The 24,503-nt window shown below is 58.2% G+C and carries 24 protein-coding genes and 2 pseudogenes (1 of these 26 only partly in view); 17 read left to right on the forward strand and 9 right to left on the reverse strand.

The features are described 5' to 3' along the window. Window positions 1–31: 31 nt before the first annotated feature. The 12 genes from CES87_RS03445 (at window position 32) to CES87_RS03500 (ending at window position 12,243) form a co-directional block, all read left to right on the forward strand. Complete coding sequence (locus tag CES87_RS03445; RefSeq protein WP_128604965.1) at window positions 32–661, forward strand: response regulator transcription factor; 630 nt, start codon at window positions 32–34, stop codon at window positions 659–661. A gap of 277 nt (window positions 662–938) precedes the next feature. Continuing rightward, complete coding sequence (locus CES87_RS03450; protein ID WP_128604966.1) at window positions 939–2,063, forward strand: ABC transporter ATP-binding protein; 1,125 nt, start codon at window positions 939–941, stop codon at window positions 2,061–2,063. Between the two features lie 45 nt (window positions 2,064–2,108). Next, entirely contained in the window at window positions 2,109–3,152 is a 1,044-nt protein-coding gene (locus tag CES87_RS03455) for an ABC transporter substrate-binding protein (protein ID WP_128604967.1), read from the forward strand. Between the two features lie 206 nt (window positions 3,153–3,358). Further along, a complete protein-coding gene (locus CES87_RS03460) occupies window positions 3,359–4,606 on the forward strand; it encodes an ABC transporter permease (protein ID WP_128604968.1) in 1,248 nt (415 codons plus the stop codon). Window positions 4,607–4,618: 12 nt separating this feature from the next. Then, window positions 4,619–5,443 carry an ABC transporter permease gene (locus CES87_RS03465; RefSeq protein ID WP_128604969.1) on the forward strand — a complete coding sequence of 275 codons (825 nt, stop codon included), beginning with the start codon at window positions 4,619–4,621 and terminating at the stop codon, window positions 5,441–5,443. A 312-nt stretch (window positions 5,444–5,755) separates the two neighbouring features. Continuing rightward, window positions 5,756–6,430, forward strand: coding sequence for a ribulose-phosphate 3-epimerase (gene rpe / locus CES87_RS03470; RefSeq protein WP_008061583.1), 675 nt, complete (start codon window positions 5,756–5,758; stop codon window positions 6,428–6,430). Further along, window positions 6,427–7,245 carry a phosphoglycolate phosphatase gene (locus CES87_RS03475; protein WP_128604970.1) on the forward strand — a complete coding sequence of 273 codons (819 nt, stop codon included), beginning with the start codon at window positions 6,427–6,429 and terminating at the stop codon, window positions 7,243–7,245. Before rpe ends, CES87_RS03475 begins: the two co-directional genes overlap by 4 nt. 69 nt (window positions 7,246–7,314) lie before the next feature. Next, the gene (gene trpE, locus CES87_RS03480) at window positions 7,315–8,796 is read left to right on the forward strand and encodes an anthranilate synthase component I (protein WP_128604971.1); all 1,482 of its coding nucleotides are present in this window, start codon (window positions 7,315–7,317) and stop codon (window positions 8,794–8,796) included. A 113-nt stretch (window positions 8,797–8,909) separates the two neighbouring features. Continuing rightward, a complete protein-coding gene (locus CES87_RS03485) occupies window positions 8,910–9,503 on the forward strand; it encodes an aminodeoxychorismate/anthranilate synthase component II (RefSeq protein WP_128604972.1) in 594 nt (197 codons plus the stop codon). Between the two features lie 9 nt (window positions 9,504–9,512). Then, window positions 9,513–10,562 (forward strand): anthranilate phosphoribosyltransferase, encoded by a 1,050-nt coding sequence (trpD, locus tag CES87_RS03490; RefSeq protein ID WP_128604973.1) that lies wholly within the window; start codon window positions 9,513–9,515, stop codon window positions 10,560–10,562. Beyond that, complete coding sequence (trpC, locus tag CES87_RS03495; protein ID WP_128604974.1) at window positions 10,559–11,395, forward strand: indole-3-glycerol phosphate synthase TrpC; 837 nt, start codon at window positions 10,559–10,561, stop codon at window positions 11,393–11,395. Before trpD ends, trpC begins: the two co-directional genes overlap by 4 nt. A 146-nt stretch (window positions 11,396–11,541) precedes the next feature. Further along, complete coding sequence (locus tag CES87_RS03500) at window positions 11,542–12,243, forward strand: lipoate--protein ligase family protein (RefSeq protein ID WP_128604975.1); 702 nt, start codon at window positions 11,542–11,544, stop codon at window positions 12,241–12,243. A 10-nt stretch (window positions 12,244–12,253) separates the two neighbouring features. Here CES87_RS03500 and crp read toward each other — a convergent pair whose 3' ends face one another. Then, a complete protein-coding gene (crp, locus tag CES87_RS03505) occupies window positions 12,254–12,898 on the reverse strand; it encodes a cAMP-activated global transcriptional regulator CRP (RefSeq protein WP_128604976.1) in 645 nt (214 codons plus the stop codon). 229 nt (window positions 12,899–13,127) lie between these two features. Between crp and CES87_RS03510 the strand changes: the two genes are divergently transcribed. After that, window positions 13,128–13,550, forward strand: coding sequence for an OsmC family protein (locus CES87_RS03510; protein WP_008061600.1), 423 nt, complete (start codon window positions 13,128–13,130; stop codon window positions 13,548–13,550). A 238-nt stretch (window positions 13,551–13,788) separates the two neighbouring features. Next, a complete protein-coding gene (speD, locus tag CES87_RS03515) occupies window positions 13,789–14,583 on the forward strand; it encodes an adenosylmethionine decarboxylase (RefSeq protein ID WP_128604977.1) in 795 nt (264 codons plus the stop codon). A 119-nt stretch (window positions 14,584–14,702) separates the two neighbouring features. Here the strand turns inward: speD and coq7 are convergent, their stop codons facing one another. The 6 genes and pseudogenes from coq7 to hemJ all read right to left on the reverse strand — a co-directional run bounded on the left by coq7 (window position 14,703) and on the right by hemJ (window position 19,294). Continuing rightward, a complete protein-coding gene (gene coq7, locus CES87_RS03520) occupies window positions 14,703–15,350 on the reverse strand; it encodes a 2-polyprenyl-3-methyl-6-methoxy-1,4-benzoquinone monooxygenase (RefSeq protein WP_128604978.1) in 648 nt (215 codons plus the stop codon). 215 nt (window positions 15,351–15,565) lie between these two features. Next, a pseudogene (locus tag CES87_RS03525) lies at window positions 15,566–15,903 on the reverse strand (histidine triad nucleotide-binding protein). An 80-nt stretch (window positions 15,904–15,983) separates the two neighbouring features. Further along, complete coding sequence (locus CES87_RS03530; RefSeq protein WP_128604979.1) at window positions 15,984–16,772, reverse strand: SDR family oxidoreductase; 789 nt, start codon at window positions 16,770–16,772, stop codon at window positions 15,984–15,986. A 61-nt stretch (window positions 16,773–16,833) separates the two neighbouring features. Next, window positions 16,834–17,783 (reverse strand): annotated as a pseudogene (locus tag CES87_RS03535) (DUF805 domain-containing protein). Between the two features lie 77 nt (window positions 17,784–17,860). Further along, window positions 17,861–18,829 carry a nitronate monooxygenase family protein gene (locus tag CES87_RS03540; protein WP_128604980.1) on the reverse strand — a complete coding sequence of 323 codons (969 nt, stop codon included), beginning with the start codon at window positions 18,827–18,829 and terminating at the stop codon, window positions 17,861–17,863. Between the two features lie 33 nt (window positions 18,830–18,862). After that, window positions 18,863–19,294, reverse strand: a complete 432-nt coding sequence (hemJ, locus tag CES87_RS03545) for a protoporphyrinogen oxidase HemJ (RefSeq protein WP_128604981.1) — start codon at window positions 19,292–19,294, stop codon at window positions 18,863–18,865. A gap of 135 nt (window positions 19,295–19,429) precedes the next feature. On the opposite strand from hemJ, the gene argC reads away from it, so the two are divergent. Then, complete coding sequence (gene argC / locus CES87_RS03550) at window positions 19,430–20,464, forward strand: N-acetyl-gamma-glutamyl-phosphate reductase (protein WP_128604982.1); 1,035 nt, start codon at window positions 19,430–19,432, stop codon at window positions 20,462–20,464. Between the two features lie 168 nt (window positions 20,465–20,632). Next, window positions 20,633–20,983, forward strand: a complete 351-nt coding sequence (erpA, locus tag CES87_RS03555) for an iron-sulfur cluster insertion protein ErpA (protein WP_007906865.1) — start codon at window positions 20,633–20,635, stop codon at window positions 20,981–20,983. Between the two features lie 80 nt (window positions 20,984–21,063). On the opposite strand, the gene CES87_RS03560 is transcribed toward erpA, so the two are convergent. Continuing rightward, window positions 21,064–22,155 carry an anhydro-N-acetylmuramic acid kinase gene (locus CES87_RS03560; RefSeq protein ID WP_128604983.1) on the reverse strand — a complete coding sequence of 364 codons (1,092 nt, stop codon included), beginning with the start codon at window positions 22,153–22,155 and terminating at the stop codon, window positions 21,064–21,066. A 3-nt stretch (window positions 22,156–22,158) separates the two neighbouring features. Continuing rightward, the gene (locus CES87_RS03565) at window positions 22,159–23,574 is read right to left on the reverse strand and encodes a peptidoglycan DD-metalloendopeptidase family protein (RefSeq protein ID WP_128604984.1); all 1,416 of its coding nucleotides are present in this window, start codon (window positions 23,572–23,574) and stop codon (window positions 22,159–22,161) included. A 210-nt stretch (window positions 23,575–23,784) separates the two neighbouring features. Between CES87_RS03565 and tyrS the strand changes: the two genes are divergently transcribed. Continuing rightward, window positions 23,785–24,503: the 5' portion of a tyrosine--tRNA ligase gene (gene tyrS / locus CES87_RS03575; RefSeq protein WP_128604985.1), read on the forward strand. Its footprint extends 481 nt past the window's final position; the window shows 719 of its 1,200 coding nt (coding positions 1–719); the start codon lies at window positions 23,785–23,787; its stop codon lies off the right edge, out of view.

A 24,503-nucleotide genomic window follows, 5' to 3' on the forward strand; every position in this document is an offset into this window, starting at 1 on the left:
AAGATCGCAGCCCATCAATGAGGAGTAGAACGTGATCCGTGTACTGGTAGCCGAAGACCACACCATCGTCCGCGAAGGCATCAAGCAATTGATCGGTCTGGCCAAGGATTTGCTGGTGGTGGGCGAGGCGAGCAATGGCGAACAGTTACTTGAGACCCTGCGGCATGTGCCCTGCGAAGTGGTACTGCTGGATATCTCCATGCCGGGCGTGAACGGCCTGGAAGCGATTCCACGGATTCGCGCGCTGCATAATCCACCGGTGATACTGGTACTGTCGATGCACGACGAGGCGCAGATGGCGGCGCGGGCGTTGAAGGTTGGCGCTGCCGGCTACGCGACCAAGGACAGTGATCCGGCCTTGTTGCTGACGGCTATCCGCCGGGTTGCGGCGGGTGGGCGCTACATCGATCCGGACCTGGCCGATCGCATGGTCTTCGAAGTCGGCCTGACCGATTCGCGACCGCTGCATTCACTGCTCTCGGAACGTGAGTTTTCTGTGTTCGAGCGCCTGGCTCAGGGCGCCAACGTCAACGACATCGCCCAACAGTTGGCGTTGAGCAGTAAGACCATTAGTACCCACAAGGCGCGATTGATGCAGAAGCTCAACATCACCTCGCTGGCCGAGCTCGTGAAGTACGCGATGGAACACAAGCTCCTTTAAAATTACCCAATTGATGGATTTATTGCGGTTTTCCTACAGGGATTTCGCGTCGCCATATCCATTTGCGACATACCGGAAAACGCGCTTTTGCTTTGACTTGCGGCTTGTAGCTGACAACTTGCCAGTGCCTCTATCCAAACGCGCCATCCTTGTAGGGCAATCCCTACCCCCAACCTTCCATCCGGCTGAGGCGATTCTCTCCTGCGTCCCGATTTGCGCCGTCCCCAGCGTCCACTAGGCTTAGTCCACAGCAGTCATCAACAACAAAGGTGCGGGTATGAGCCAGGTCGATTCAAGTGCAGGGGCCAATGATGTTCTGGTCAGCTTTCGTGGAGTGCAGAAGAGCTACGACGGCGAGAACCTGATCGTCAAAGACCTCAACCTGGACATTCGCAAAGGCGAATTCCTCACCTTGCTCGGGCCGTCCGGCTCCGGCAAGACCACCAGCCTGATGATGCTCGCCGGTTTCGAAACACCGACGGCAGGCGAAATCCTGCTGGCCGGGCGTTCCATCAACAACGTGCCGCCGCACAAGCGCGACATCGGCATGGTGTTCCAGAACTACGCGTTGTTCCCGCACATGACCGTCGCCGAGAACCTGGCGTTCCCGCTGACCGTACGCGGCTTGAACAAGAGCGATGTCGGCGACAAGGTCAAGCGCGTGTTGAGCATGGTGCAACTCGATGCATTTGCTCAGCGCTATCCGGCACAACTGTCCGGCGGTCAGCAGCAACGTGTCGCGCTGGCTCGTGCGTTGGTGTTCGAGCCGCAGCTGGTGCTGATGGACGAACCCCTCGGTGCACTCGACAAACAGCTGCGTGAACACATGCAGATGGAAATCAAACACCTGCACCAGCGTCTGGGCGTAACCGTGGTTTACGTGACCCACGACCAGGGCGAAGCCCTGACCATGTCCGACCGTGTGGCAGTGTTCCATCAAGGCGAGATCCAGCAGATCGCGCCACCACGCACGCTGTATGAAGAGCCGAAAAACACCTTCGTCGCCAACTTCATCGGCGAAAACAATCGCCTCAATGGCCGCCTGCACAGCCAGACTGGCGATCGCTGCGTGGTCGAACTGGGCCGTGGTGAGAAAGTTGAAGCGCTGGCGGTGAATGTCGGCAAGACCGGCGAGCCGGTGACCTTGTCCATCCGCCCGGAGCGCGTGAGCCTCAACGGTTCCAGCGAGTCCTGTATTAACCGCTTCTCGGGAAGGGTGGCGGAATTCATCTATCTGGGCGACCACGTCCGGGTTCGCCTGGAAGTCTGTGGCAAGACCGACTTCTTCGTGAAGCAACCGATTGCCGAGCTCGATCCCGGGCTCGCCGTCGGTGATGTGGTTCCGCTTGGCTGGCAGGTCGAGCACGTTCGTGCCCTCGACCCTCTTCTAGAGGCGAACTGATCGCCCCGGCTTCAACAACACCAACCCTGCACGTGGAGAACAATAATGTTGAGATCCCTGAAATTCACCGCTCTGGCACTGGGCATGATGGGGGCTGCGAGCGCAATGGCCGCAGGCCCGGACCTGACGGTGGTGTCCTTTGGCGGGGCGAACAAGGCTGCGCAGGTCAAAGCTTTCTATGCACCGTGGGAATCGGCGGGCAACGGCAAGATCGTGGCGGGCGAGTACAACGGAGAAATGGCCAAGGTAAAGGCCATGGTCGACACCAAGAGCGTGTCCTGGGATCTGGTGGAAGTTGAATCCCCAGAACTGTCCCGTGGTTGCGATGAGGACATGTTCGAGCAACTCGATCCGGCACTGTTCGGCAAGACTGCAGACTATGTCAAAGGCGCTATACAGCCTTGCGGCGTCGGCTTCTTCGTGTGGTCGACCGTATTGGCCTACAACGCCGACAAGCTGAAATCCGCACCGACCAGTTGGGTGGATTTCTGGGACACCAAGCAGTTCCCGGGCAAGCGCGGCCTGCGTAAAGGCGCCAAGTACACCCTGGAATTCGCACTGATGGCCGACGGTGTTGCACCCAAAGACGTCTACAAAGTGCTGGCCAGCAAGGACGGTCAGGACCGTGCGTTCAAGAAGCTCGATGAGCTCAAGCCAAACATTCAGTGGTGGGAAGCCGGCGCACAGCCGCCGCAATACCTTGCCTCCGGTGACGTGGTCATGAGCTCGGCCTACAACGGCCGTATCGCTGCCGTGCAGAAAGAAAGCAATCTGAAAGTGGTGTGGAACGGCGGTATCTACGACTTCGACGCATGGGCCATTCCGAAAGGTCTGGATAAAGCACGCGCTGAAGCGGCGAAGAAGTTCATTGCCTTCTCGGTGCAGCCGCAGCAGCAGAAGACCTACTCGGAAAACATCGCCTACGGCCCGGCCAACACCCTGGCCGTACCGTTGCTGTCCAAGGATGTCCTGAAAGACATGCCGACCACCCCGGAAAACATCGCCAACCAGGTGCAGATCGACGTCAGCTTCTGGGCTGACAACGGCGAGCAACTGGAACAGCGCTTCAACGCCTGGGCTGCGAAATAAGACCGCACCGCGGGCTTATCCACTCCCGTAGGAGCGAGGCTTGCCCGCGAAGACGTCAGCACATTCAACATCAAAGTTGACTGACACGCCGCCTTCGCGAGCAAGCTTCGCTCCTACAGGGTGATGTGTAGTTATCAAGAACAGAGGCGGCCTCGCGATCAAATGAGGCCACCTCTGTAACGATCAAAAGATTTCCGGAGTACGCCATGGCTATCGCCGTTCCCGTGAACGCGGGCACTGACCCCACCTTGAAGCAGCGGCTCAAGCACGCCGAGCGGATCAACCGCTGGAAGGCCCAGGCGTTGATCGCGCCTCTGGTGCTGTTTCTGTTGCTGGTGTTTCTGGTGCCGATCGTGGCGCTGCTCTACAAAAGCGTCGGTAACCCGGAAGTAGTCGGCGGCATGCCGCGCACCGTGACGGCTATCGCCAGTTGGGACGGCCGTGGCCTGCCCGCTGAACCCGTTTACAAGGCGGCCGCCGAAGACCTCGCCGAAGCCCGCAAGAATCAGACCCTGGGTGATTTGTCCAAGCGCCTGAACATGGAGTTGGCCGGCTACCGCAGCCTGCTGACCAAAACCGCCCGCGCCTTGCCGCTCGCCACCGAACCGGCCTCTTATAAAGACGCGCTGGAAGGTCTCGACGAGCGCTGGGGCGATCCGGCCTACTGGCAAGCCGTGCGCCGCAACACCAGCAGCATCACGCCTTACTACCTGCTGGCCGCTGTCGATCACCGCATCGATGACCTCGGTGAACTGGCTCCGGCCACCCCCGACCAGGCGATCTACCTCGACATCTTCGCCCGCACCTTCTGGATGGGTCTGATCATTACCGTGATCTGCCTGGTACTGGCCTATCCGTTGGCGTACCTGCTGGCAAACTTGCCATCGCGTCAGAGCAACCTGTTGATGATTCTGGTGCTGTTGCCGTTCTGGACGTCGATCCTGGTGCGTGTCGCGGCGTGGATCGTCTTGCTGCAATCGGGTGGCTTGATCAACAGCGGCCTGATGGCCATGGGCATCATCGATAAGCCGGTGGAACTGGTGTTCAACCGCATCGGTGTCTACATCTCCATGGTGCATATCTTGCTGCCGTTCATGATCCTGCCGATCTATAGCGTGATGAAAGGCATCTCGCCGACCTACATGCGTGCGGCGATTTCCCTGGGTTGCCATCCATTCGCCAGTTTCTGGCGAGTGTACTTCCCGCAAACGTATGCCGGTGTCGGCGCCGGTTGCCTGTTGGTGTTCATCCTCGCTATCGGCTACTACATCACCCCGGCGTTGCTGGGCAGCCCGAACGATCAGATGGTCAGCTACTTCGTCGCCTTCTACACCAACACAAGCATCAACTGGGGCATGGCGACCGCACTCGGTGGGCTGCTGCTTCTGGCGACGGTGGTGCTTTATCTGATTTACAGCTGGCTGGTGGGCGCGAGCCGCCTGCGCCTGAGCTAAGGGGAGAATGAAATGCTGAGTCCTTATATGTCGCCCATCGAGCGGGTGTGGTTCTACAGCTTGCGGATTCTTTGCGGCCTGATTCTGTTGTTCCTGATCCTGCCGGTGCTGGTGATCATTCCGCTGTCGTTCAACTCCGGGAGCTTTCTGGTCTATCCGCTGCAAGGTTTCTCGCTGCACTGGTACCAGGATTTCTTTGCCTCGGCGGAATGGATGCGTTCGTTGAAGAACAGCATCATCGTGGCCCCGGCAGCGACGGTGCTGGCGATGATCTTCGGTACGCTGGCGGCGATCGGCCTGACCCGGGGCGATTTCCCGGGCAAACCGCTGGTGATGGCGCTGGTGATTTCGCCGATGGTGGTGCCGGTAGTGATCATCGGTGTGGCCAGTTACCTGACCTTTGCTCCACTGGGATTTGGCAACAGCTATACCTCGCTCATCGTCGTGCACGCCGTGTTGGGCGTGCCGTTCGTGATCATCACCGTGTCGGCGACGTTGCAAGGTTTTAACCAAAACCTGGTGCGCGCCGCTGCCAGCCTGGGTGCTTCACCGCTGACGGCGTTCCGGCGGGTGACCTTGCCGTTAATCGCTCCCGGCGTGATTTCCGGTGCATTGTTCGCCTTCGCCACTTCGTTCGATGAGGTGGTGGTGACGCTGTTCCTCGCAGGTCCCGAGCAGGCGACCCTGCCACGGCAGATGTTCAGCGGTATCCGCGAAAACCTCAGCCCGACCATCGCCGCCGCCGCGACGCTGCTGATCGCCTTCTCGGTGATTCTGCTGCTGACCCTGGAATGGCTGCGTGGGCGTAGCGAAAAACTGCGTACCGCCCAGGTCTGACACCAGTCTTTGTATCTGACGCCGGCCCTGTAGGAGCCGGCTTGCTGGCGAATGGTGCAGCGCGGTGCGTCTGATGCACCGCTTTCGCTGCGGTGCGGCGATCCGACAAGCCAGCTCCGGTCATGGTTGTGGAAGCCGCGGGGATCGAGCGTCTGATGCGCAATAATCCGCGCAAACAGAGTGCTGTCGATATCGAGAAAATCTACCGCGCGGTGTATTAGGCAAAGCCCAATCATCGCGGTCACGGTGCGCGCGTCAAAGCATGAGGTATACAATGCGCGCCATCGTGATTTAGCTCAGAAAAGGTGCGTCATGCAGCCCTTCGTAATTGCTCCGTCGATTCTCTCCGCCGACTTCGCCCGCCTGGGTGAAGAAGTGGACAACGTCCTGGCCGCTGGCGCCGATTTCGTGCACTTCGATGTCATGGACAACCACTACGTACCCAACCTGACCATCGGCCCGATGGTTTGCTCGGCACTGCGCAAGTACGGCGTGACCGCGCCTATCGACGCGCACCTGATGGTCAGCCCGGTGGACCGTATCGTCGGCGACTTCATCGAAGCCGGCGCGACCTACATCACTTTCCACCCGGAAGCCACGCAGCACGTTGACCGTTCCCTGCAACTGATCCGCGAAGGTGGCTGCAAGTCGGGCCTGGTGTTCAACCCGGCGACGCCGCTGGACGTGCTCAAGTACGTGATGGACAAGGTCGACATGATCCTGCTGATGAGCGTCAACCCGGGCTTCGGCGGGCAGAAGTTCATTCCCGGCACCCTCGACAAACTGCGCGAAGCGCGTGCGTTGATCGATGCGTCCGGTCGCGACATCCGCCTGGAAATCGACGGCGGCGTGAACGTAAACAACATTCGTGAAATCGCTGCGGCGGGCGCCGACACGTTCGTTGCCGGTTCGGCGATCTTCAATGCCCCGAACTACCAGGAAGTGATTGAAAAGATGCGTTCCGAACTGGCGCTGGCGCGCCCATGAGTGGTTTTGAGCAGCTGTTTCCGGGAAGTCTGCCAAGGCTGGTGATGTTCGATCTGGATGGCACGTTGATCGACTCGGTCCCCGACCTCGCGGCGGCTGTGGATAACATGCTGCTCAAGCTCGGGCGTAAACCTGCCGGCATCGAATCGGTGCGCGAGTGGGTGGGCAACGGCGTGCACATGCTGGTGCGCCGGGCCTTGGCCAACCACATCGACGCCGAGGGTGTCGATGAGGTCGAAGCCGAGCATGCCCTGGAATTGTTCAACGGCTTTTATGAAGACGGTCACGAGCTGACCGTGGTCTACCCCGGTGTACGCGATACCCTGAAATGGCTGCACAAGCAGGGTGTCGAGATGGCGCTGATCACCAACAAGCCGGAGCGCTTCGTCGCGCCGCTTCTGGACCAGATGAAAATTGGTCGTTATTTCCGCCTGATCATCGGCGGCGATACCTTGCCACAGAAAAAACCCGACCCGGCAGCGCTGTTTTTCGTGATGAAAATGACCAACATCCCGGCGTCGCAATCCTTGTTCGTCGGCGATTCGCGCAGCGATGTGCTGGCGGCGAAAGCGGCGGGGGTCAAGTGCGTGGCGTTGAGCTATGGCTATAACCATGGCCGGCCGATTGCCGAAGAGTCGCCGACGCTGGTCATCGACGATCTGCGCAAGCTAATTCCCGGTTGCCTGGATCCGGCCGCTGAGATAACGTTGCCCGACGCTGTTCAACCCCCTTCTGGAAACGCCATCGTGGTGGTCACTCGCAAACTCTGGATGAAAGTTATCAAGGCCTTGGCCCGCTGGCGTTGGCGCGCCTGACTTGTTCCTGGCCGGTTATCCGGCGCGTTTGCATACCTGACTGTTAGACCCTCAAGCCACGAGGCACATATGATCCGCGAAGAATTCCTGCGTTTGGCCGCTGCCGGCTACAACCGCATCCCGCTTGCCTGCGAAACCCTGGCCGACTTCGACACGCCGCTGTCGATCTACCTGAAATTGGCCGACGAGCCCAACTCCTACCTGCTGGAGTCGGTTCAGGGCGGCGAGAAGTGGGGCCGTTACTCGATCATTGGCCTGCCGTGCCGCACTGTGCTGCGGGTTCATGATCATCACGTCAGCGTGACCGTTGACGGCGTCGAAACCGAAAGCCATGACGTCGAAGATCCACTGGCCTTTGTCGAAGCCTTCAAGGCCCGTTACAACGTACCGACCATCGCCGGCCTGCCGCGCTTCAACGGTGGCCTGGTGGGATACTTCGGTTACGACTGCGTGCGTTATGTAGAGAAACGCCTGGGCAAGTGCCCGAACCCGGATCCGCTGGGCGTGCCGGACATTCTGCTGATGGTTTCCGACGCGGTGGTAGTGTTCGACAACCTCGCCGGCAAGATGCACGCGATCGTCCTGGCCGACCCGGCGCAGGAAGAAGCCTTCGAGCAAGGTCGCGCGCGTCTGGAAGAGCTGCTGGAAAAGCTCCGCCAACCGATCACCCCGCGCCGTGGCCTGGATTTCAGCAAGCAGCAAGCGGCCGATCCGGTGTTCCGCTCCAGTTTTACCCAGGACGATTACGAAAAAGCCGTCGACACCATCAAGGAATACATCCTGGCCGGCGACTGCATGCAGGTCGTGCCGTCCCAGCGCATGTCGATCGACTTCAAGGCTGCCCCCATCGATCTGTACCGCGCCCTGCGTTGCTTCAACCCGACGCCATACATGTACTTCTTCAACTTCGGTGACTTCCACGTCGTCGGCAGTTCGCCGGAAGTGCTGGTGCGGGTCGAAGACAACCTGATCACCGTGCGTCCGATTGCCGGCACTCGCCCACGCGGGGCTAACGAAGAGGCTGATCTGGAGCTGGAAAAAGACTTGCTGTCGGACGCCAAGGAAATCGCCGAACATTTGATGTTGATCGACCTGGGTCGTAACGATACCGGTCGTGTGTCGGAAATCGGTTCGGTGAAGCTCACCGAGAAAATGGTCATCGAGCGTTATTCCAACGTGATGCACATCGTGTCCAACGTCACCGGCCAATTGAAGGCCGGTCTGACGGCGATGGATGCACTGCGGGCAATCCTGCCGGCGGGCACGTTGTCCGGCGCACCGAAAATTCGTGCAATGGAAATCATTGACGAACTGGAACCGGTCAAGCGCGGTGTCTACGGCGGTGCCGTCGGTTACTTCGCCTGGAACGGCAACATGGACACCGCCATTGCGATCCGTACGGCGGTGATCAAGAACGGCGAACTGCATGTGCAGGCTGGTGGCGGCATCGTCGCCGACTCGGTGCCCGCGCTGGAATGGGAAGAAACCCTGAACAAGCGCCGCGCGATGTTCCGCGCCGTTGCCCTGGCTGAACAAACTCCACAAGGCTGAGCCATGAACTGACCCGCCTGCTGGCCGCCTTGATCGATCAAGAGCAGGCCGCAGCGGGACGTTCGTTCGAAGGCTGCATTAGAAGTCAGTGAATTCAAGAGGTTTTTAACGCCATGTTGCTGATGATCGATAACTACGACTCTTTTACCTACAACGTTGTGCAGTACCTTGGTGAGCTGGGCTCCCAGGTCAAAGTCGTACGCAACGATGAGCTCACCGTTGCCGAAATCGAAGCACTCAACCCTGAGCGCATCGTCGTTTCCCCCGGTCCTTGCACCCCGACCGAAGCCGGCGTCTCGATTGACGTGATCAAACATTTTGGCGGCAAACTGCCGATTCTCGGTGTATGCCTGGGCCATCAGTCCATCGGCCAGGCCTTTGGCGGTGATGTAGTCCGCGCCCGTCAGGTCATGCATGGCAAGACCAGCCCGGTGTTTCACGAAGACAAGGGTGTCTTCCAAGGCCTGAATAATCCGCTGACGGTAACCCGCTATCATTCATTGATCGTCAAGCGCGAAACCTTGCCTGATTGCCTCGAACTGACCGCCTGGACCCAGCTCGAAGACGGTTCGGTCGACGAGATCATGGGCCTGCGCCATAAAACCCTGAACATCGAGGGCGTACAGTTCCACCCCGAGTCGATCCTGACCGAGCAGGGCCACGAACTGTTCGCGAACTTCCTCAAACAAACCGGCGGCACGCGCTAAGGACCTTTCATGAATATCAAGACAGCCCTGAGCCGTATCGTCGATCACCTCGACCTCAGCACCGAAGAAATGCGCGATGTGATGCGCGAAATCATGACCGGGCAATGCACGGACGCGCAGATCGGCGCGTTCATGATGGCCATGCGCATGAAGAGCGAAAGCATCGATGAAATCGTCGGCGCCGTGTCGGTCATGCGCGAGCTGGCGGATAAGGTCGAACTCAAGACCCTCGACGGCGTTGTCGATGTGGTGGGCACTGGCGGCGACGGTGCCAATATTTTCAATGTTTCCACAGCTTCTTCTTTTGTCGTGGCAGCGGCTGGTTGCACTGTAGCCAAGCATGGCAACCGTGCAGTCTCGGGCAAGAGCGGCAGTGCCGACTTGCTGGAGGCGGCGGGCATCTATCTGAATCTGACCCCGGTTCAAGTGGCACGCTGCATCGATAACGTCGGCATCGGTTTCATGTTTGCCCAGACTCACCACAGTGCCATGAAGTACGCCGCTGGCCCACGCAAGGATCTGGGCTTGCGCACCTTGTTCAACATGCTTGGCCCGCTTACGAATCCGGCTGGCGTGAAACATCAGGTGGTAGGCGTATTCACTCAAGCGTTATGCCGGCCGCTGGCCGAGGTCTTGCAGCGTCTGGGCAGTAAACACGTGCTGGTGGTGCATTCGAAGGATGGCCTGGACGAGTTCAGTCTGGCCGCGCCGACTTTCGTGGCGGAATTGAAAAACGACCAAATCACCGAGTATTGGGTCGAGCCGGAAGATCTGGGCATGAAGAGCCAGAGCCTACATGGCCTGGCGGTGGAAAGCCCGGCGGCGTCGCTTGAGTTGATTCGCGATGCTTTGGGCAAGCGCAAGACAGAAAACGGCCAGAAAGCTGCCGAGATGATCATGCTCAATGCCGGCGCGGCGTTGTACGCTGCCGATCATGCCAGCAGTTTGAAAGAGGGTGTTGCCCTGGCGCACGATGCGCTGCACACAGGCCTCGCTCGGGAAAAACTCGAGGAGTTGGGTGCATTTACCGCGGTATTCAAAGTGGAGAATGAGGGATGAGTGTACCGACGGTTCTGGAAAACATTCTGGCGCGCAAGGCCCTGGAAGTTGCCGAGCGTAGCGCTCGCGTAAGCCTTGCCGAGCTGGAAAGTCTGGCCAAGGCGGCCGATGCACCCCGTGGTTTTGCCAAGGCGCTGATCGCACAGGCCAAGCTGAAACAGCCTGCAGTCATTGCTGAAATCAAGAAAGCATCGCCGAGCAAAGGCGTGATCCGCGAGAACTTCGTTCCTGCCGATATCGCCAAAAGCTACGAGAAGGGCGGCGCGACCTGTTTGTCGGTACTTACCGATATCGATTATTTCCAGGGCGCCGATGCGTATCTGCAACAGGCTCGCGCCGCGTGCAAATTGCCGGTGATCCGCAAAGACTTCATGATCGATCCGTACCAGATCGTCGAAGCCCGTGCCCTGGGCGCCGACTGCGTGCTGTTGATCGTCTCCGCCCTTGATGACGTGAAAATGGCCGAACTGGCGTCGGTGGCCAAAGGTGTCGGCCTCGATGTTCTGGTGGAAGTCCACGATGGCGATGAGCTGGAGCGGGCTTTGAAAACCCTCGACACTCCGCTGGTCGGCGTGAACAACCGCAACCTGCACACCTTCGATGTCAGCCTGGAAACTACCCTCGACCTGTTGCCGCGTATTCCGCGTGATCGATTAGTGATCACCGAAAGCGGCATTCTCAATCGAGCCGATGTCGAATTGATGGAAATCAGCGACGTTTACGCGTTTCTGGTCGGCGAGGCGTTTATGCGTGCCCAGAGTCCGGGTACTGAGTTGCAGCGTTTGTTCTTTCCTGAGCGCGGCGTTCCCGTCAGTGGCTCGACCCTGGACTGATTACTTACAGACCGAATCGACCCCATTCGCGAGCAAGCCCGCTCCCACACTGAATCTGCGGCATTCACAGAGCCAATGTGGGAGCGGGCTTGCTCGCGAAGAGGCCCCAAAATTTCATAAAGACCTCATGCCTTGCGGAGCTGTTCATGAACCAGCCCACCAACCTGACAATCGAAGCCGGCCTGCAAGCCGAACAGGATTTGCTGGCGTCGGTCTGTGCCGGCGACGCGGAGTTCGGCCTGTTGTTCTGGCAACCAAGCGATCGGGCGCTGGTCATGCCGCGCCGTTTGAATCGCTTGCCGGAATTCGATCTCGCCTGTGAAGTTTGCGCCGATGCCGGTTGGCCAGTGCTGTTGCGCGAAACCGGTGGAGAGCCGGTACCGCAATCAGCCTCGACGATTAACATCGCACTGGTTTATGCGCCACCGCGCAGCGAAGGTGATCTGAACCGCATCGAATCCGGTTACCGGCGTCTGTGCGATCCGATCTGTCAGTTGCTGGATGAGTTGGGTGGCACTTCGTCGCTTGGCGAAATCGAAGGCGCGTTTTGCGATGGCCGCTTCAACGTCAATCTGGATGGGCGCAAAATGGTCGGCACCGCTCAGCGCTGGCGCCAGAGTCAGGGTGGGCAACGCCCGGTAGGACTAGTGCATGGTGCAATGCTGCTGGATAACGAGCGCGAATCGATGGTCGCTGCAGTCAATCGATTCAATGAGGCTTGCGGTCTGGAGCAACGGGTGCGGGCTGAAAGCCACATTGCCTTACACGAGAAGTTCACGGCGCCAGATGCGCTGGCGCGTCTCGATGAACTCTACCGACTAATGCTGGTGCAGATGTTCGGCTCTTGAGTTTTCGAGCTTAGCGCGTGCCGAAGACCACCATGGTCTTGCCTTTGACGTCCACCAGGTTGCGCTCCTCAAGGTCCTTAAGGACGCGACCGACCATCTCCCGCGAACACCCGACAATCCTTCCGATTTCCTGACGTGTCACCTTGATCTGCATACCGTCGGGATGAGTCATCGCGTCTGGCTGCTTGCACAGTTCCAACAGGCAGCGAGCGACGCGACCGGTTACGTCGAAAAATGCCAGATCACCAACCTTGCGGGTGGTGTTGCGCAGGCGTTGTGCGATTTGCCCGCTTAACACGTAAAGAATGTCTGGATCGTGCTGTGAAAGCTCACGAAATTTTGCGTAGCTGATTTCCGCGACTTCGCATTCGACCTTGGCGCGCACCCAGGCGCTGCGCTCCTGCTCCAGACCTGCTTGCTCAAACAGCCCTAGCTCACCGAAAAAGTCCCCGGCGTTCAGGTACGCGATGATCATTTCCCGGCCGTCGTCATCCTCGATCAGGATCGTGACCGAACCTTTAATAATGAAAAATAGCGTTTCCGAGCGGTCGCCTGCACAAATGATGTTGCTCTTGGCCTGATAGCGACGGCGCTGACAATGCATCAACAGCTTGTCGAGGTTCTTGATTTTGGGTGTGGGGGCAATAGCAACCATGGTTGTATCCCGAAAAGACTGCACGGTGTGTTTGGTTTTTTTATGAATTGCGGAAGTTGCGGCAAGCTGGCACTGCGCCAGTGAATTGGCGGCAGCTTAACAGACACTTCCTGCAATATTCGAGAATTTACCTACAAGGCGGATGGTTACGTCCCAGGAAGGCGAACGCTGTCAATCAAGGGGCCTGTGCTAAGCTGGCGACCCTTTTTTATACAGTGGAGTCTTGGCGATGAAGGCACGCATCCAATGGGCTGGCGAAGCCATGTTCCTCGGCGAATCCGGTAGCGGTCATGTCGTGGTCATGGACGGCCCGCCCGATGCTGGTGGTCGTAACCTGGGTGTCCGGCCGATGGAAATGCTCCTGCTGGGTGTTGGCGGTTGCAGCAATTTCGACGTGGTCAGCATCCTCAAGAAATCCCGCCAGGCGGTCGAGAGCTGTGAAGCCTTCCTCGAAGCCGAGCGCGCAACTGAAGATCCGAAAGTATTCACCAAGATCCACATGCACTTCGTGGTCAAGGGCCGCGGGCTGAAAGAAGCCCAGGTCAAGCGCGCCATCGAGTTGTCGGCCGAGAAGTATTGCTCGGCGTCGATCATGCTTGGCGCGGCCGGTGTCGAAATTACCCACGACTACGAAATCATCGAGCTCGGTTGAATCGACATTCAACTATCATAAAAGCAGTGCAGACTCTGGCGATCCCTGGCTGACGTCTGCATAATGCGCCACTTTTTTCAGGGTAGTGGCCAGTCAGCCGACAGGCCGCGCACCCGAACGGACAACCAAAATCGCCATCGCGAAGAGGTGTTAACCGTCCTACGCAGGTGCGTCGTTCGCATCTGACGGGCATGCTTGATCACGCGGCCGGGCCGCAATACATAGAGAGTTTTTAACGGTGAAAAGCAAACTCAAGCTCCACGGGTTCAATAACCTGACAAAGACCTTGAGCTTCAACATCTATGACATCTGCTACGCGGAAACCCCGCAAGACCAACAGGCTTACGTCGAGTACATCAATAAAGAGTACAACGCCAAGCGCCTGACGCAGATTCTCACAGAAGTTGTCGATATCATTGGTGCCAACATCCTGAACATCGCCAGTCAGGACTACGAGCCACAGGGCGCCAGCGTCACGATTCTGATCTCTGAAGAGCCGGTAACCCCGACCGACAGCCAGATCGAAGAGTCTCCGGGCCCGTTGCCCGAAATCATCCTGGCCCACCTCGACAAGAGCCACATTACGGTGCACACCTACCCGGAAATCCATCCGGTTGACGGTATTGCCACCTTCCGTGTGGATATCGACGTGTCGACTTGCGGGGTCATTTCACCGCTTAAAGCGCTCAACTTCCTGATTCACCAGTTCGATTCGGACATCGTGACTGTGGATTATCGTGTTCGCGGCTTTACCCGTGACGTTGAAGGCAAGAAGCACTTCATCGACCACGAGATCAACTCGATTCAGAACTACCTTTCTGATGACACTCGCGACGCGTACCAGATGACCGACGTGAACGTGTACCAGGAAAACCTGTTCCACACCAAAATGCTGCTGAAGAACTTCGAACTGGATAACTACCTGTTCGGCGACGCCACCAGCAACCTGTCTGCCGAGCAACGCGCTCAGGTGACTAAGCGTGTGAAACACGAAATGCTCGAAATTTTCTACGCGCGCAACATGTCGAACTAAGATCTTCGAACACAAAAAAGGCGACTACCTCACGGCAGTCGCCTTTTTTATTGCCCGCAAATAAGCCTTTGTAGGAGCGAGGCTTACCCGCGGAGAGGCCCTTCTTGACGACACAGCCTTCAGATCCGATAAGTACTCTTGGTCATAACCTTGGCCATCAAACTCATGCCAAATTTCACCGGTGCCGGAAAACGGAAACCGCCAGCCTCCAGTGCACTTTCGGCATGCTGCTCTTCATCTACGCGCATCTGCTCAAGAATCGCCCGGGACTTTTCATCCTCTGCCGGCAGTTGCTCAAGGTGCTCGTTCAGGTGTTTACATACCTGATCTTCCGTCGCCGCGACAAAACCCAGGCTGACTTTGTCGCTGATCAGCCCCGCAACCGCTCCAATGCCGAATGACATGCCATAAAACAGCGGATTGAGAATGCTGGTGTGGCTGCCCAGCTGCTGAATGCGTTGCTCGCACCAGACCAGGTGATCGATTTCTTCTTCGGCGGCATGCTCCATGGCGGCACGCACTTGCGGCAGCTTGGCGGTCAAGGCCTGCCCCTGGTACAGCGCCTGAGCGCAGACTTCACCGGTATGATTGATGCGCATCAGGCCGGCAACGTGCCGGGTGTCTTCGTCGCTCATTTTTGCATCCGGCTGCACGATGGCGGGTGACGGACGGAACGGCTGGCCGCTGAAGGGCAGCAAGGTACGCATTGCCGCATCGGCTTGCAGCAGAAGACGGTCAATCGGCGAGTAGTGACGTTGGGTAGTCATGCTGACCTCCGGAGGAATCTCGGCGGCCAGTTTAACCCAATCGACCGGGGAAGGTTTGCGCTGGGTCATAGGCTCCCAGTTGATTCATTTTGACCCAAAAAAAACGGTCTGTAGGAGCGAGGCTTGCCCGCGAAGAACAATAACGCGGTCTATCTGGAGGACCGCATCGCCCCCTTCGCGGGCAAGCCTCGCTCCTACTCAGGACGATGGGTGAATCAGCCCGGAGGCCAGTGCATCTGACGCTGACCCAGCACGTGCATATGAATGTGATAGACGGTCTGCCCCCTAGGTCATTGCAGTTCATGACCACACGGAAGCCTTCTTCGCAGCCTAATTCGAGCGCCAGGCGCTGGGCGGTGAACAGAATATGCCCTGCCAATGCCTTGTCGTCTTCGGTCAGGTCGTTCAGAGTTCGCACCGGTTTTTTCGGGACCACCAGAAAATGCACCGGTGCCTGTGGGGCGATGTCGTGGAAGGCCAGTACCTGGTCGTCCTCGTAAATGATCTTCGCCGGGATTTCCCGGTTGATGATCTTGGTGAACAGAGTATCCACAGCTGTTTTCTCCGTTGTTTGGGCTGGCCTGAGTGTACCCATGGGGAATGCACCAGCCCAGTGTTTTCCCGTAGGACAATTCAGCGTGGGCAGTAAGCTTTGTTTACGATGCCTGCGATTGTCCGGGTCAGCCAGCGTGTGCTGAAACGGGGCAAGGCGGCGAACCAACGGTTGCGTCGCCCAGGAATAATGATTGCGCGATCTTTTTCCAGGGCTCGAACAGTGTAGAGCGCGACTTCCTCCGGGCTCATTAGCAGTTTGCTGTCAGCCAGTTTGTCTGTGTTCAACTGCGCGGTGCGGAAAAACGCTGTGCGGGTTGGGCCGGGACAAAGCACCGAGACCTTGACCGCGCATTTTTTCAGCTCGACGCGCAACCCTTCGGAAAAGTGCAGCACATACGCCTTGCTGGCGTAGTAGGTACTCATCCAGGGGCCGGGGTGGAAGCCTGCGACCGACGCCACATTCAGGATTTGCCCGCCACCCTGCAACGCCATGCTGTTGCCGATTGCATGGCACAGGCGGGTAAGCGCCAGAATATTTACTTCGATCAGGTCCTGCTCGGTCATCCAGTCCTGCGCCAGAAATGGACCGCAAGTACCGATGCCGGCGCAGTTCACCAATAGATCGATCTGTCGGTCACCTTCCTCCAGCTCCAACAGGAATCCGGACAGCCGCAACGGCTCGCCAAGGTCGCAGGCGCGGAACAACACTTCCACACCAAACCGTTGAGTCAGTTCAATCGCAATACTTTCCAGCTGATCACGCTGTCGGGCCACCAGAATCAGGCTGCGGCCACGGCGGGCCAGCGCTTCGGCCATGGCCAGGCCGATGCCGCTGGAGGCGCCAGTGATCAGAGCGTAACGGGTCATGCAGTTCTCCATCGCAACAGCTCCGCGCCGCGCCGCAGGTGTCACGGGCAGGGAGCGCTGTTCATTCTTGCGCAGAGTCTACAGGGGGCTGGGCTTCTTCGGCTGCATCGTCGACGGAATTTGCTGCTGGTTCAGACTCGACGTCGATTTCATCGGTGATCACCGAGCCACTTTCGTAGCTGCTTTCCAGGCTGCTTTCATATTCCTGCTGGATCGTGGAGATCCCGCCGACCATTGCGCCGACAAAAACAGACCAATAAACACGATCCACAGTGAGCACAGCACTTTGACTGCTGTGCTGTTGGGTGGGGGAGGCGGGCCATAACGGTTGGCACCGGTGTTGCCGGGCATGATCATGATCACCAGCGGAAAGAAACTGCCCACGAAGGGTACGAGGTTCAGCAGACAGAGCCATCCCGACCAGCCGATATCGTGCAGGCGCTGAACGCTGAACAGAATGCTGACGATCATAAATGCGAGGAACAGGAAGAGCGCAATGATGCCGCCGATGATCAGGCCTGTGGTGGAGTCGCCGCTGACCAGCCCGAGGCCGATGAGTGCGAACACGCCGACAATGGGCAACGTGACCAGGCTAAGCACCATGGTCCAGGCCAGGAAACGCAGGCGGCCGATCCTCCCTTCGACGCTGAGCGGCTTGAGTACGGCGAACCCGGGTAGGCTTTCGCCGACGTTGGCCTGGGGCGGCGCATAGGGTGAATCAGGTTCCTGTGCAGCGTGGCCGTGTTCATGAACGTCCGACAGATTCAACTCGACCGTCGTTTCGGTTTCGATCCGGGCGTCGATGCCGGTTTTGCTAAGCGCCTGTAGATAAGTTTGTGCATCGCTTTGAGACAAATCGCGCTTGAGTGCGACGGCGCGACCACTGAACAGACGCTCGATGGCGGTGACATCGCTTTTGAACAGGCCGGCCAGGTTGAGCTTGGCCGTGTTGATTTCGACACCGGGCTGCAGAGCACCGTCGAAAACGATCTTGTAACGGGGTTCGCTCATGGTCGAGGCATCCTTGTCGCCAGTTTCTGAAAGCGCTGAGTGTGGGGCCAGCCAAGCGTAGCTGGCCCGGGTTTCTTTCAGCGTGGCCAACGCATGGGTAGTTGCGCAGCCTGTTCCAGGGCCTTGCGGTACTCGGCGTCGAGGCGCGCGACCAGTTGATCGACGCTTGGCAAGTCATCGATTTCACCGACGCCCTGGCCCGCGGACCACACGGTTTTCCAGGCTTTGGCTTCGTCGCTCAACGGCTTGAGCTTGGACCCGAAGTTGACCTCGCCCTTGTTTTGCAGCGCCAACATATCGAAACCGGCGGCCTCCAGGCTCTGGCGCATGAAACTCGCCGGTACGCCCGACACTACTGGAGTATGGATGATGTCTGCGGCTCTGGAAGTCAGCAGCATCTCTTTGTAAGCCTCAGGCGCGTGACTTTCCGTGGTGCCGATAAATCGCGTGCCGAAGTAGGCCAGATCCGCACCGAGCAATTGCGCAGCGAGAATTTCGTGACCGTGGTTCAGACAGCCGGCCAGCAACAAAGTCTTGTCGAAGAACTGGCGGATCTCGGCGATCAGCGAGAACGGGCTCCAGGTCCCGGCATGTCCACCGGCACCCGCAGCGACAGCGATCAAACCATCCACACCGGCCTCGGCGGCTTTCTCCGCATGGCGGCGGGTCGTCACGTCGTGGAACACCAGGCCGCCATAGCTGTGGACAGCGTCAACCAGTTCTTTTACCGCGCCAAGGCTGGTGATCACGATTGGTACTTTGTGCTCGATGCAGATATCCAGGTCCGCCTGCAATCGCGGGTTACTGTTATGGACGATCAGGTTTACCGCGTACGGCGCGGGGTTCTCCAGTGTCGCCAGCCCTGCTTCGATTTCTTCCAGCCATGCCTTGAAACCGCTGCTCTCGCGCTGGTTCAAGGCAGGAAAGCTGCCCACCACGCCGTTGCGGCAGCAGGCAAGTACCAGTTGCGGATTTGAAATCAGGAACATAGGCGCTGCCACCACGGGCAGGCGCAAACGTTGTTCGAGCAGAGCGGGCAGCGACATTGGAAATACCCCGGTAAGTTGCGCCTGTTGGATTTAGAACGGCCGAACGACGACCAGAATTACGATAGCCAGCAATACCAGAACCGGCACTTCATTGAACCAGCGATAAAAGACATGGCTGCGGGTGTTTTCGTCACGGGCAAAACGCTTCACCTGGGCGCCGCACATGTGGTGGTAGCCGATCAGCAACACTACCAGAGTCAGCTTGGCATGCATCCAGCCACCTTGGCTGAAATAGGCGCCCGGATTAAGGCTGATCAGCCATCCGCCGAAGATCAGGGTCGCGATCATCGCCGGGCCCATGATGCCGCGATACAACTTGCGCTCCATGATGCTGAAGCGCTCTTTGCTGACGGTATCTTCGCTTTGCGCGTGGTAAACGAACAGGCGCGGCAGGTAAAACAGGCCGGCAAACCAGCACACGACGCTGATGATGTGAAAAGCTTTGAGCCACAGATAAAGCATTTTTAGTTATTCCAGGATTCAAGGTAGCCGGAATAGTAGAGGCTTGAGCCTCCGATCGTCACCTTGCCGGTTGTCGCAGGGGCGCGAGGCCCCTATTATCGACGGCTTTCCAGTGGGTTCGTTGAGGGCAGGTTTATGGTCAAGGTCGGTATCGTCGGCGGCACGGGTTACACCGGTGTCGAACTGCTGCGTCTGTTGGCACAGCATCCGCAAGCTGAAGTGGTAGTCATCACTTCCCGATCCGAGGCCGGCCTTGCTGTGGCCGACATGTATCCGAACCTGCGAGGCCACTACGACGGCCTGGCGTTCAGCGTTCCGGACATCAAGACCCTGGGCGCCTGCGACGTGGTGTTCTTTGCAACACCTCACGGTGTCGCGCACGCCCTGGCGGGTGAACTGCTGGCAGCCGGGACCAAGGTCATCGACCTGTCTGCGGACTTCCGTCTGCAAGATGCTGATGAATGGGCCAAGTGGTACGGCCAGCCGCACGGTGCGCCGCAGTTGCTGGAGGAGGCGGTCTACGGCCTGCCGGAAGTCAATCGCGAGCAGATCAAACAGGCACGTCTGATCGCTGTGCCGGGTTGTTATCCGACCGCTACACAATTGGGTTTCCTGCCATTGCTTGAGGCGGGTCTGGCCGATGCTTCGCGCCTGATCGCTGACTGCAAATCGGGTGTCAGCGGTGCCGGTCGTGGAGCCGCTGTAGGTTCGCTGTACTCCGAGACGTCGGAAAGCATGAAGGCTTACGCCGTGAAAGGGCATCGTCATTTGCCGGAAATTCGCCAGGGCCTGCGTCGTGCCGCAGGCAAGGAAGTTGGCCTGACCTTCGTTCCGCACCTGACGCCGATGATTCGCGGCATTCACTCGACGCTCTACGCGACCGTCGTCGATCGCTCGGTGGATCTGCAGGCGCTGTTTGAAAAGCGTTATGCCAATGAGCCGTTCGTCGACGTCATGCCAGCCGGCAGCCATCCGGAAACCCGCAGCGTACGCGGTGCCAACGTTTGCCGTATTGCGGTGCATCGTCCACAGGACGGTGATCTGGTGGTGGTGTTGTCGGTGATCGACAACCTGGTCAAGGGTGCGTCGGGCCAGGCGGTACAGAACATGAACATCCTGTTCGGGCTGGATGAGCGTCTGGGTCTGTCCCACGCCGGCATGTTGCCGTAAGGCTTTATTGCACACAGTAAAAAGGCCCGTTTAGCGGGCCTTTTTGCATTTCGGGCTGGCGATTGAGTTGGTTGATATACCATAACAATAGTTGACCGATTTTCTAGGACAAGCGGATAATGCGCGTCATCACGCATTATGGCGGCGTAACGCCGGGAGATAGTCAGCATGAGCGTCGAATCCTTCACCCCCACGGCTTTGCAATTCACCCACGGTGCCGCGCACAAGGTGAAGAGCCTGGTCGATGAAGAGGGGAATGATCGCTTGAAGCTGCGCGTATTCGTTACGGGCGGCGGTTGTTCAGGTTTTCAGTACGGCTTCACCTTCGATGAAGAAGTGGCCGATGACGACACCATTGTCGAGCGCGAAGGTGTGAGTCTGGTTGTCGATCCGATGAGCTTCCAGTACTTGGCAGGTGCCGAGGTGGATTACCAGGAAGGTCTGGAAGGTTCGCGTTTCGTCATCAAGAACCCGAACGCGACTACCACGTGTGGCTGTGGTTCTTCGTTCTCGATCTGATCAGCGCGCCTGCATCATCAAAACGCCGCATGGCCTCACGGCCCTGCGGCGTTTTGTTGTCTGCGATTTAGTAGGGATACTTATGCGGGGTAGATGGCGCCCAGTACGCGCAAGCCACGTGCACCGGTGACGCTCGGGCGATTGGCTGCGATGCCTTCGAGGCAGCAGTGGGCCAACCAGGCGAAGGCCATGGCTTCGACCCAGTCCGGGTCTACACCGTATGCGGATGTGCTGCTGACTGTCGCATTCGGCAGCAGGCTGGCCAAGCGATTCATCAGTGTAATGTTGTGTGCGCCACCGCCGCAGACCAGCAGGTCCTCAGTGTCCGTTTGGGCACTTTGCAATGACTCGACGACGGTCAGAGCGGTCAGCTCAAGCAGCGTTGCCTGTACGTCTTGGGCGGCAAAGGCTGGCAGCTGTGTGAGGTGCTGCATCAGCCATGGCAGATTAAACACTTCGCGACCTGTACTTTTCGGTCCTTTGGTCACAAAGAATGGATCGCTGAGCAACGCCTTCAGTAGAGTCGATTCGACATTGCCAGTGGCGGCCCATTGGCCATCACGATCATAGTTGTCGCCGCGCTGCTGGTGAATCCACGCATCCAGCAGCACATTCCCCGGACCGCAGTCGAAACCTGCAACAGGCTTGCCGGGCTCGATCAGGCTGAGATTGCTGAAGCCGCCGACGTTCAGCACTGCGCGGTTACCGGCCCGTTCTTCGAACAAGGCTTCGTGAAAGGCTGGAACCAGCGGCGCGCCTTGCCCACCGGCGGCAACATCGCGGCTGCGAAAGTCGCTGACTACAGTGATGCCCGTCAACTCTGTCAGCAGGGCGGGGTTGCCGATCTGCACCGTGAAGCCGCGCGCCGGTTCGTGGCGAATGGTCTGCCCGTGGCTGCCGATCGCGCGAATGTCCTCAGGTTTGAGGCTTTGTTGAGCAAGGAGGGTATGAATCCCCTGTGCCGCCAGTTTCACCCAGTTCTGCTGGGCGATGGCGGAGCGGGCTATCTCGTCCGGACCACTGGCGCACAAGCCAAGCAGCTCGGCTCGCAGGGAGTCGGGCATGGGGATGTAGTGAGTGGCGATCAGTCTGATCACCGGGGCTTGCTCGATCAGAGCAATGTCCAGGCCATCAAGGCTGGTCCCGGACATCACACCTATATAGAGCGCCATGGCTTAACGTTTGCTCGAAGCCAGTTGGGTGGATTTCTCTTGGTCCATACGCGCCATCAGCGGCTGACTCTGCGCCAGGAACCGTGTGCGTTCTGCTTTGGAGATTGGATCGGCCATTGCCACTTTTTGACCCAGCGGATCGACGTGCACGCCGTTGACCTGGAACTCATAGTGCAGGTGCGGGCCGGTAGACAGGCCGGTGGTGCCGATATAGCCAATCACCTGGCCCTGCTTGACATTGCTACCAGTCTGGACGCCTTTGGCAAAGCCCTGCATGTGGCCGTACAGCGTGCGGTAGGTATTGCCGTGTTGAATGATCACAGTGTTGCCGTAACCGCCACGGCGGCCGGCTAGCAATACTTTGCCGTCACCGGCCGCCTTGATTGGCGTGCCGCGTGGGGCTGCGTAATCAACGCCTTTGTGGGCGCGGATCTTGTTCAGGATCGGGTGCTTGCGGCCCATGGAGAACTTCGAGCTGATGCGTGCGAAGTCTACCGGAGTACGGATGAACGCCTTGCGCATGCTGTTGCCGTCAGCAGTGTAATAGCTGCTGTTGCCTTGTTTGTTGGTGTAGCGCACGGCGGTGTAAGTCTTGCCACGGTTGGTGAAGCGCGCAGACAGGATTGGACCGTTGCCGACGGCTTTACCATTGACGACCTTCTGTTCGTAGATCACGTCGAATTCGTCACCCTGGCGAATGTCCTGAGCGAAGTCGACGTCATAGCCAAACACGCTGGCCATGTCCATGGTCAGGCTATGGGAGAGGCCGGCGCGAGCGGCGGACTGTGATAGCGAGCTGTTGATCACGCCATGAACATAGGCGGAGCGCACGGTCGGCTTGGCGGTAATGCGGTTGAACGTATAGCCCTTGTCATTCTTGGTCAGCGTGATGGTTTCGAGGTCACTGACTTTGCTGTGCAGATTGGTCAGTTGGCCTTCGTGATTCAGCTCGAATTCGAGTTTTTGTCCGTGTTTGAGCTGACTGAACTGCTTGGCTTGCTTGTCGCTAGCCAGCACTTCATGCACCGAGGTGGCCGGAAGACCAACTTTCTCGAACAGTGTGGACAGGGTATCGCCTTTGGCAACGATCACTTCCCTGTGGTTTGGCGTCTTCTTTTCTTCGACCGGTGCCGGTGCGGCCTGAGCGGTTTCCTGAGTGTCCTCTGCGCTGTTATCGATCTGCGCGAAAGGAGAAGCTGCCGGCTCAGTTGTGGCTTGGACGGCCTCAGCAGCGTCTTGATCTTGTGTCAGTTGTTGAGCCGGGCTTTCCAATTCAAGGCTGAGGGTCGTCTTTTTGGCTTCAACATCACTGGAAGGGAACACCAGAAGCGCCAGGCTCAGAAGGGCGGCAATGCCACTTGCAGCGAGCAGATGGGTCTTCGGGTAAAGCGGTGGCGCTTTAGACGATTCTTTGGTCATAGGTAATTTGACTTTGAAAAAGATGAATTGGAAAAGATGAATGACATGATGAATATGAAATAACTGTATAAAATATAACCAAATCATCTTTGAAGCAAGTCCGCGGACACTCTGGTCGTGGATTGGCGTCCGTGCGCCGGGCAAACCTTGTATTTGACGCACGTTCTTGTATGGTTGGTTCCCTTTGAATCTGAGCCTTGCGGGTCTGTTATGAAGTCGGTTGAAGAGCAGCTAGCGCTGATCAAACGTGGTGCAGAAGAACTGTTGGTCGAGTCCGAGCTGATTGAAAAGCTCAAGCGCGGTCAGCCGCTGCGTATTAAGGCGGGCTTCGATCCGACCGCGCCGGATTTGCACCTGGGTCACACCGTGCTTATTAATAAGCTGCGCCAGTTCCAGGAGTTGGGTCATCAGGTGATCTTCCTGATTGGCGACTTCACCGGAATGATCGGCGATCCGAGCGGTAAGAGTGCGACGCGTCCTCCGCTTACTCGTGAGCAGGTTCTGGAGAATGCCGAGACCTACAAGACTCAGGTCTTCAAGATTCTTGATCCGGCCAAGACCGAAGTGGCATTCAACTCCACCTGGATGGATCAGATGGGGCCGGCCGATTTCATTCGTCTGACTTCGCAATACACCGTTGCTCGGATGCTTGAGCGCGATGACTTCGACAAGCGTTACACGAGCAATCAGCCAATCGCCATCCACGAATTTCTCTATCCGCTGGTTCAAGGGTATGACTCGGTCGCCTTACGTGCGGATGTCGAGTTGGGCGGTACCGATCAGAAGTTCAATCTGCTGATGGGGCGTGAACTGCAGCGTGGTTATGGTCAGGAGGCTCAATGCATCCTGACCATGCCATTGCTTGAAGGTCTGGATGGCGTGAAGAAGATGTCCAAGTCCTTGGGCAACTACGTGGGTATCCAGGAAGC

This window comes from Pseudomonas sp. ERMR1:02 (assembly GCF_002277815.1).
GTDB lineage: Bacteria > Pseudomonadota > Gammaproteobacteria > Pseudomonadales > Pseudomonadaceae > Aquipseudomonas.

Excerpts from the sequence above, each read along its gene's own strand:
- CES87_RS03450 (WP_128604966.1), top strand. The coding sequence starts at position 939 with ATGAGCCAGGTCGATTCAAGTGCAGGGGCCAATGATGTTCTGGTCAGC.
- CES87_RS03455 (WP_128604967.1), top strand. The coding sequence starts at position 2,109 with ATGTTGAGATCCCTGAAATTCACCGCTCTGGCACTGGGCATGATGGGG.
- CES87_RS03460 (WP_128604968.1), top strand. The coding sequence starts at position 3,359 with ATGGCTATCGCCGTTCCCGTGAACGCGGGCACTGACCCCACCTTGAAG.
- CES87_RS03465 (WP_128604969.1), top strand. The coding sequence starts at position 4,619 with ATGCTGAGTCCTTATATGTCGCCCATCGAGCGGGTGTGGTTCTACAGC.
- rpe (WP_008061583.1), top strand. The coding sequence starts at position 5,756 with ATGCAGCCCTTCGTAATTGCTCCGTCGATTCTCTCCGCCGACTTCGCC.
- CES87_RS03475 (WP_128604970.1), top strand. The coding sequence starts at position 6,427 with ATGAGTGGTTTTGAGCAGCTGTTTCCGGGAAGTCTGCCAAGGCTGGTG.
- trpE (WP_128604971.1), top strand. The coding sequence starts at position 7,315 with ATGATCCGCGAAGAATTCCTGCGTTTGGCCGCTGCCGGCTACAACCGC.
- CES87_RS03485 (WP_128604972.1), top strand. The coding sequence starts at position 8,910 with ATGTTGCTGATGATCGATAACTACGACTCTTTTACCTACAACGTTGTG.
- trpD (WP_128604973.1), top strand. The coding sequence starts at position 9,513 with ATGAATATCAAGACAGCCCTGAGCCGTATCGTCGATCACCTCGACCTC.
- trpC (WP_128604974.1), top strand. The coding sequence starts at position 10,559 with ATGAGTGTACCGACGGTTCTGGAAAACATTCTGGCGCGCAAGGCCCTG.
- CES87_RS03500 (WP_128604975.1), top strand. The coding sequence starts at position 11,542 with ATGAACCAGCCCACCAACCTGACAATCGAAGCCGGCCTGCAAGCCGAA.
- crp (WP_128604976.1), bottom strand. The coding sequence starts at position 12,898 with ATGGTTGCTATTGCCCCCACACCCAAAATCAAGAACCTCGACAAGCTG.
- CES87_RS03510 (WP_008061600.1), top strand. The coding sequence starts at position 13,128 with ATGAAGGCACGCATCCAATGGGCTGGCGAAGCCATGTTCCTCGGCGAA.
- coq7 (WP_128604978.1), bottom strand. The coding sequence starts at position 15,350 with ATGACTACCCAACGTCACTACTCGCCGATTGACCGTCTTCTGCTGCAA.
- CES87_RS03530 (WP_128604979.1), bottom strand. The coding sequence starts at position 16,772 with ATGACCCGTTACGCTCTGATCACTGGCGCCTCCAGCGGCATCGGCCTG.
- CES87_RS03540 (WP_128604980.1), bottom strand. The coding sequence starts at position 18,829 with ATGTCGCTGCCCGCTCTGCTCGAACAACGTTTGCGCCTGCCCGTGGTG.
- hemJ (WP_128604981.1), bottom strand. The coding sequence starts at position 19,294 with ATGCTTTATCTGTGGCTCAAAGCTTTTCACATCATCAGCGTCGTGTGC.
- argC (WP_128604982.1), top strand. The coding sequence starts at position 19,430 with ATGGTCAAGGTCGGTATCGTCGGCGGCACGGGTTACACCGGTGTCGAA.
- erpA (WP_007906865.1), top strand. The coding sequence starts at position 20,633 with ATGAGCGTCGAATCCTTCACCCCCACGGCTTTGCAATTCACCCACGGT.
- CES87_RS03560 (WP_128604983.1), bottom strand. The coding sequence starts at position 22,155 with ATGGCGCTCTATATAGGTGTGATGTCCGGGACCAGCCTTGATGGCCTG.
- CES87_RS03565 (WP_128604984.1), bottom strand. The coding sequence starts at position 23,574 with ATGACCAAAGAATCGTCTAAAGCGCCACCGCTTTACCCGAAGACCCAT.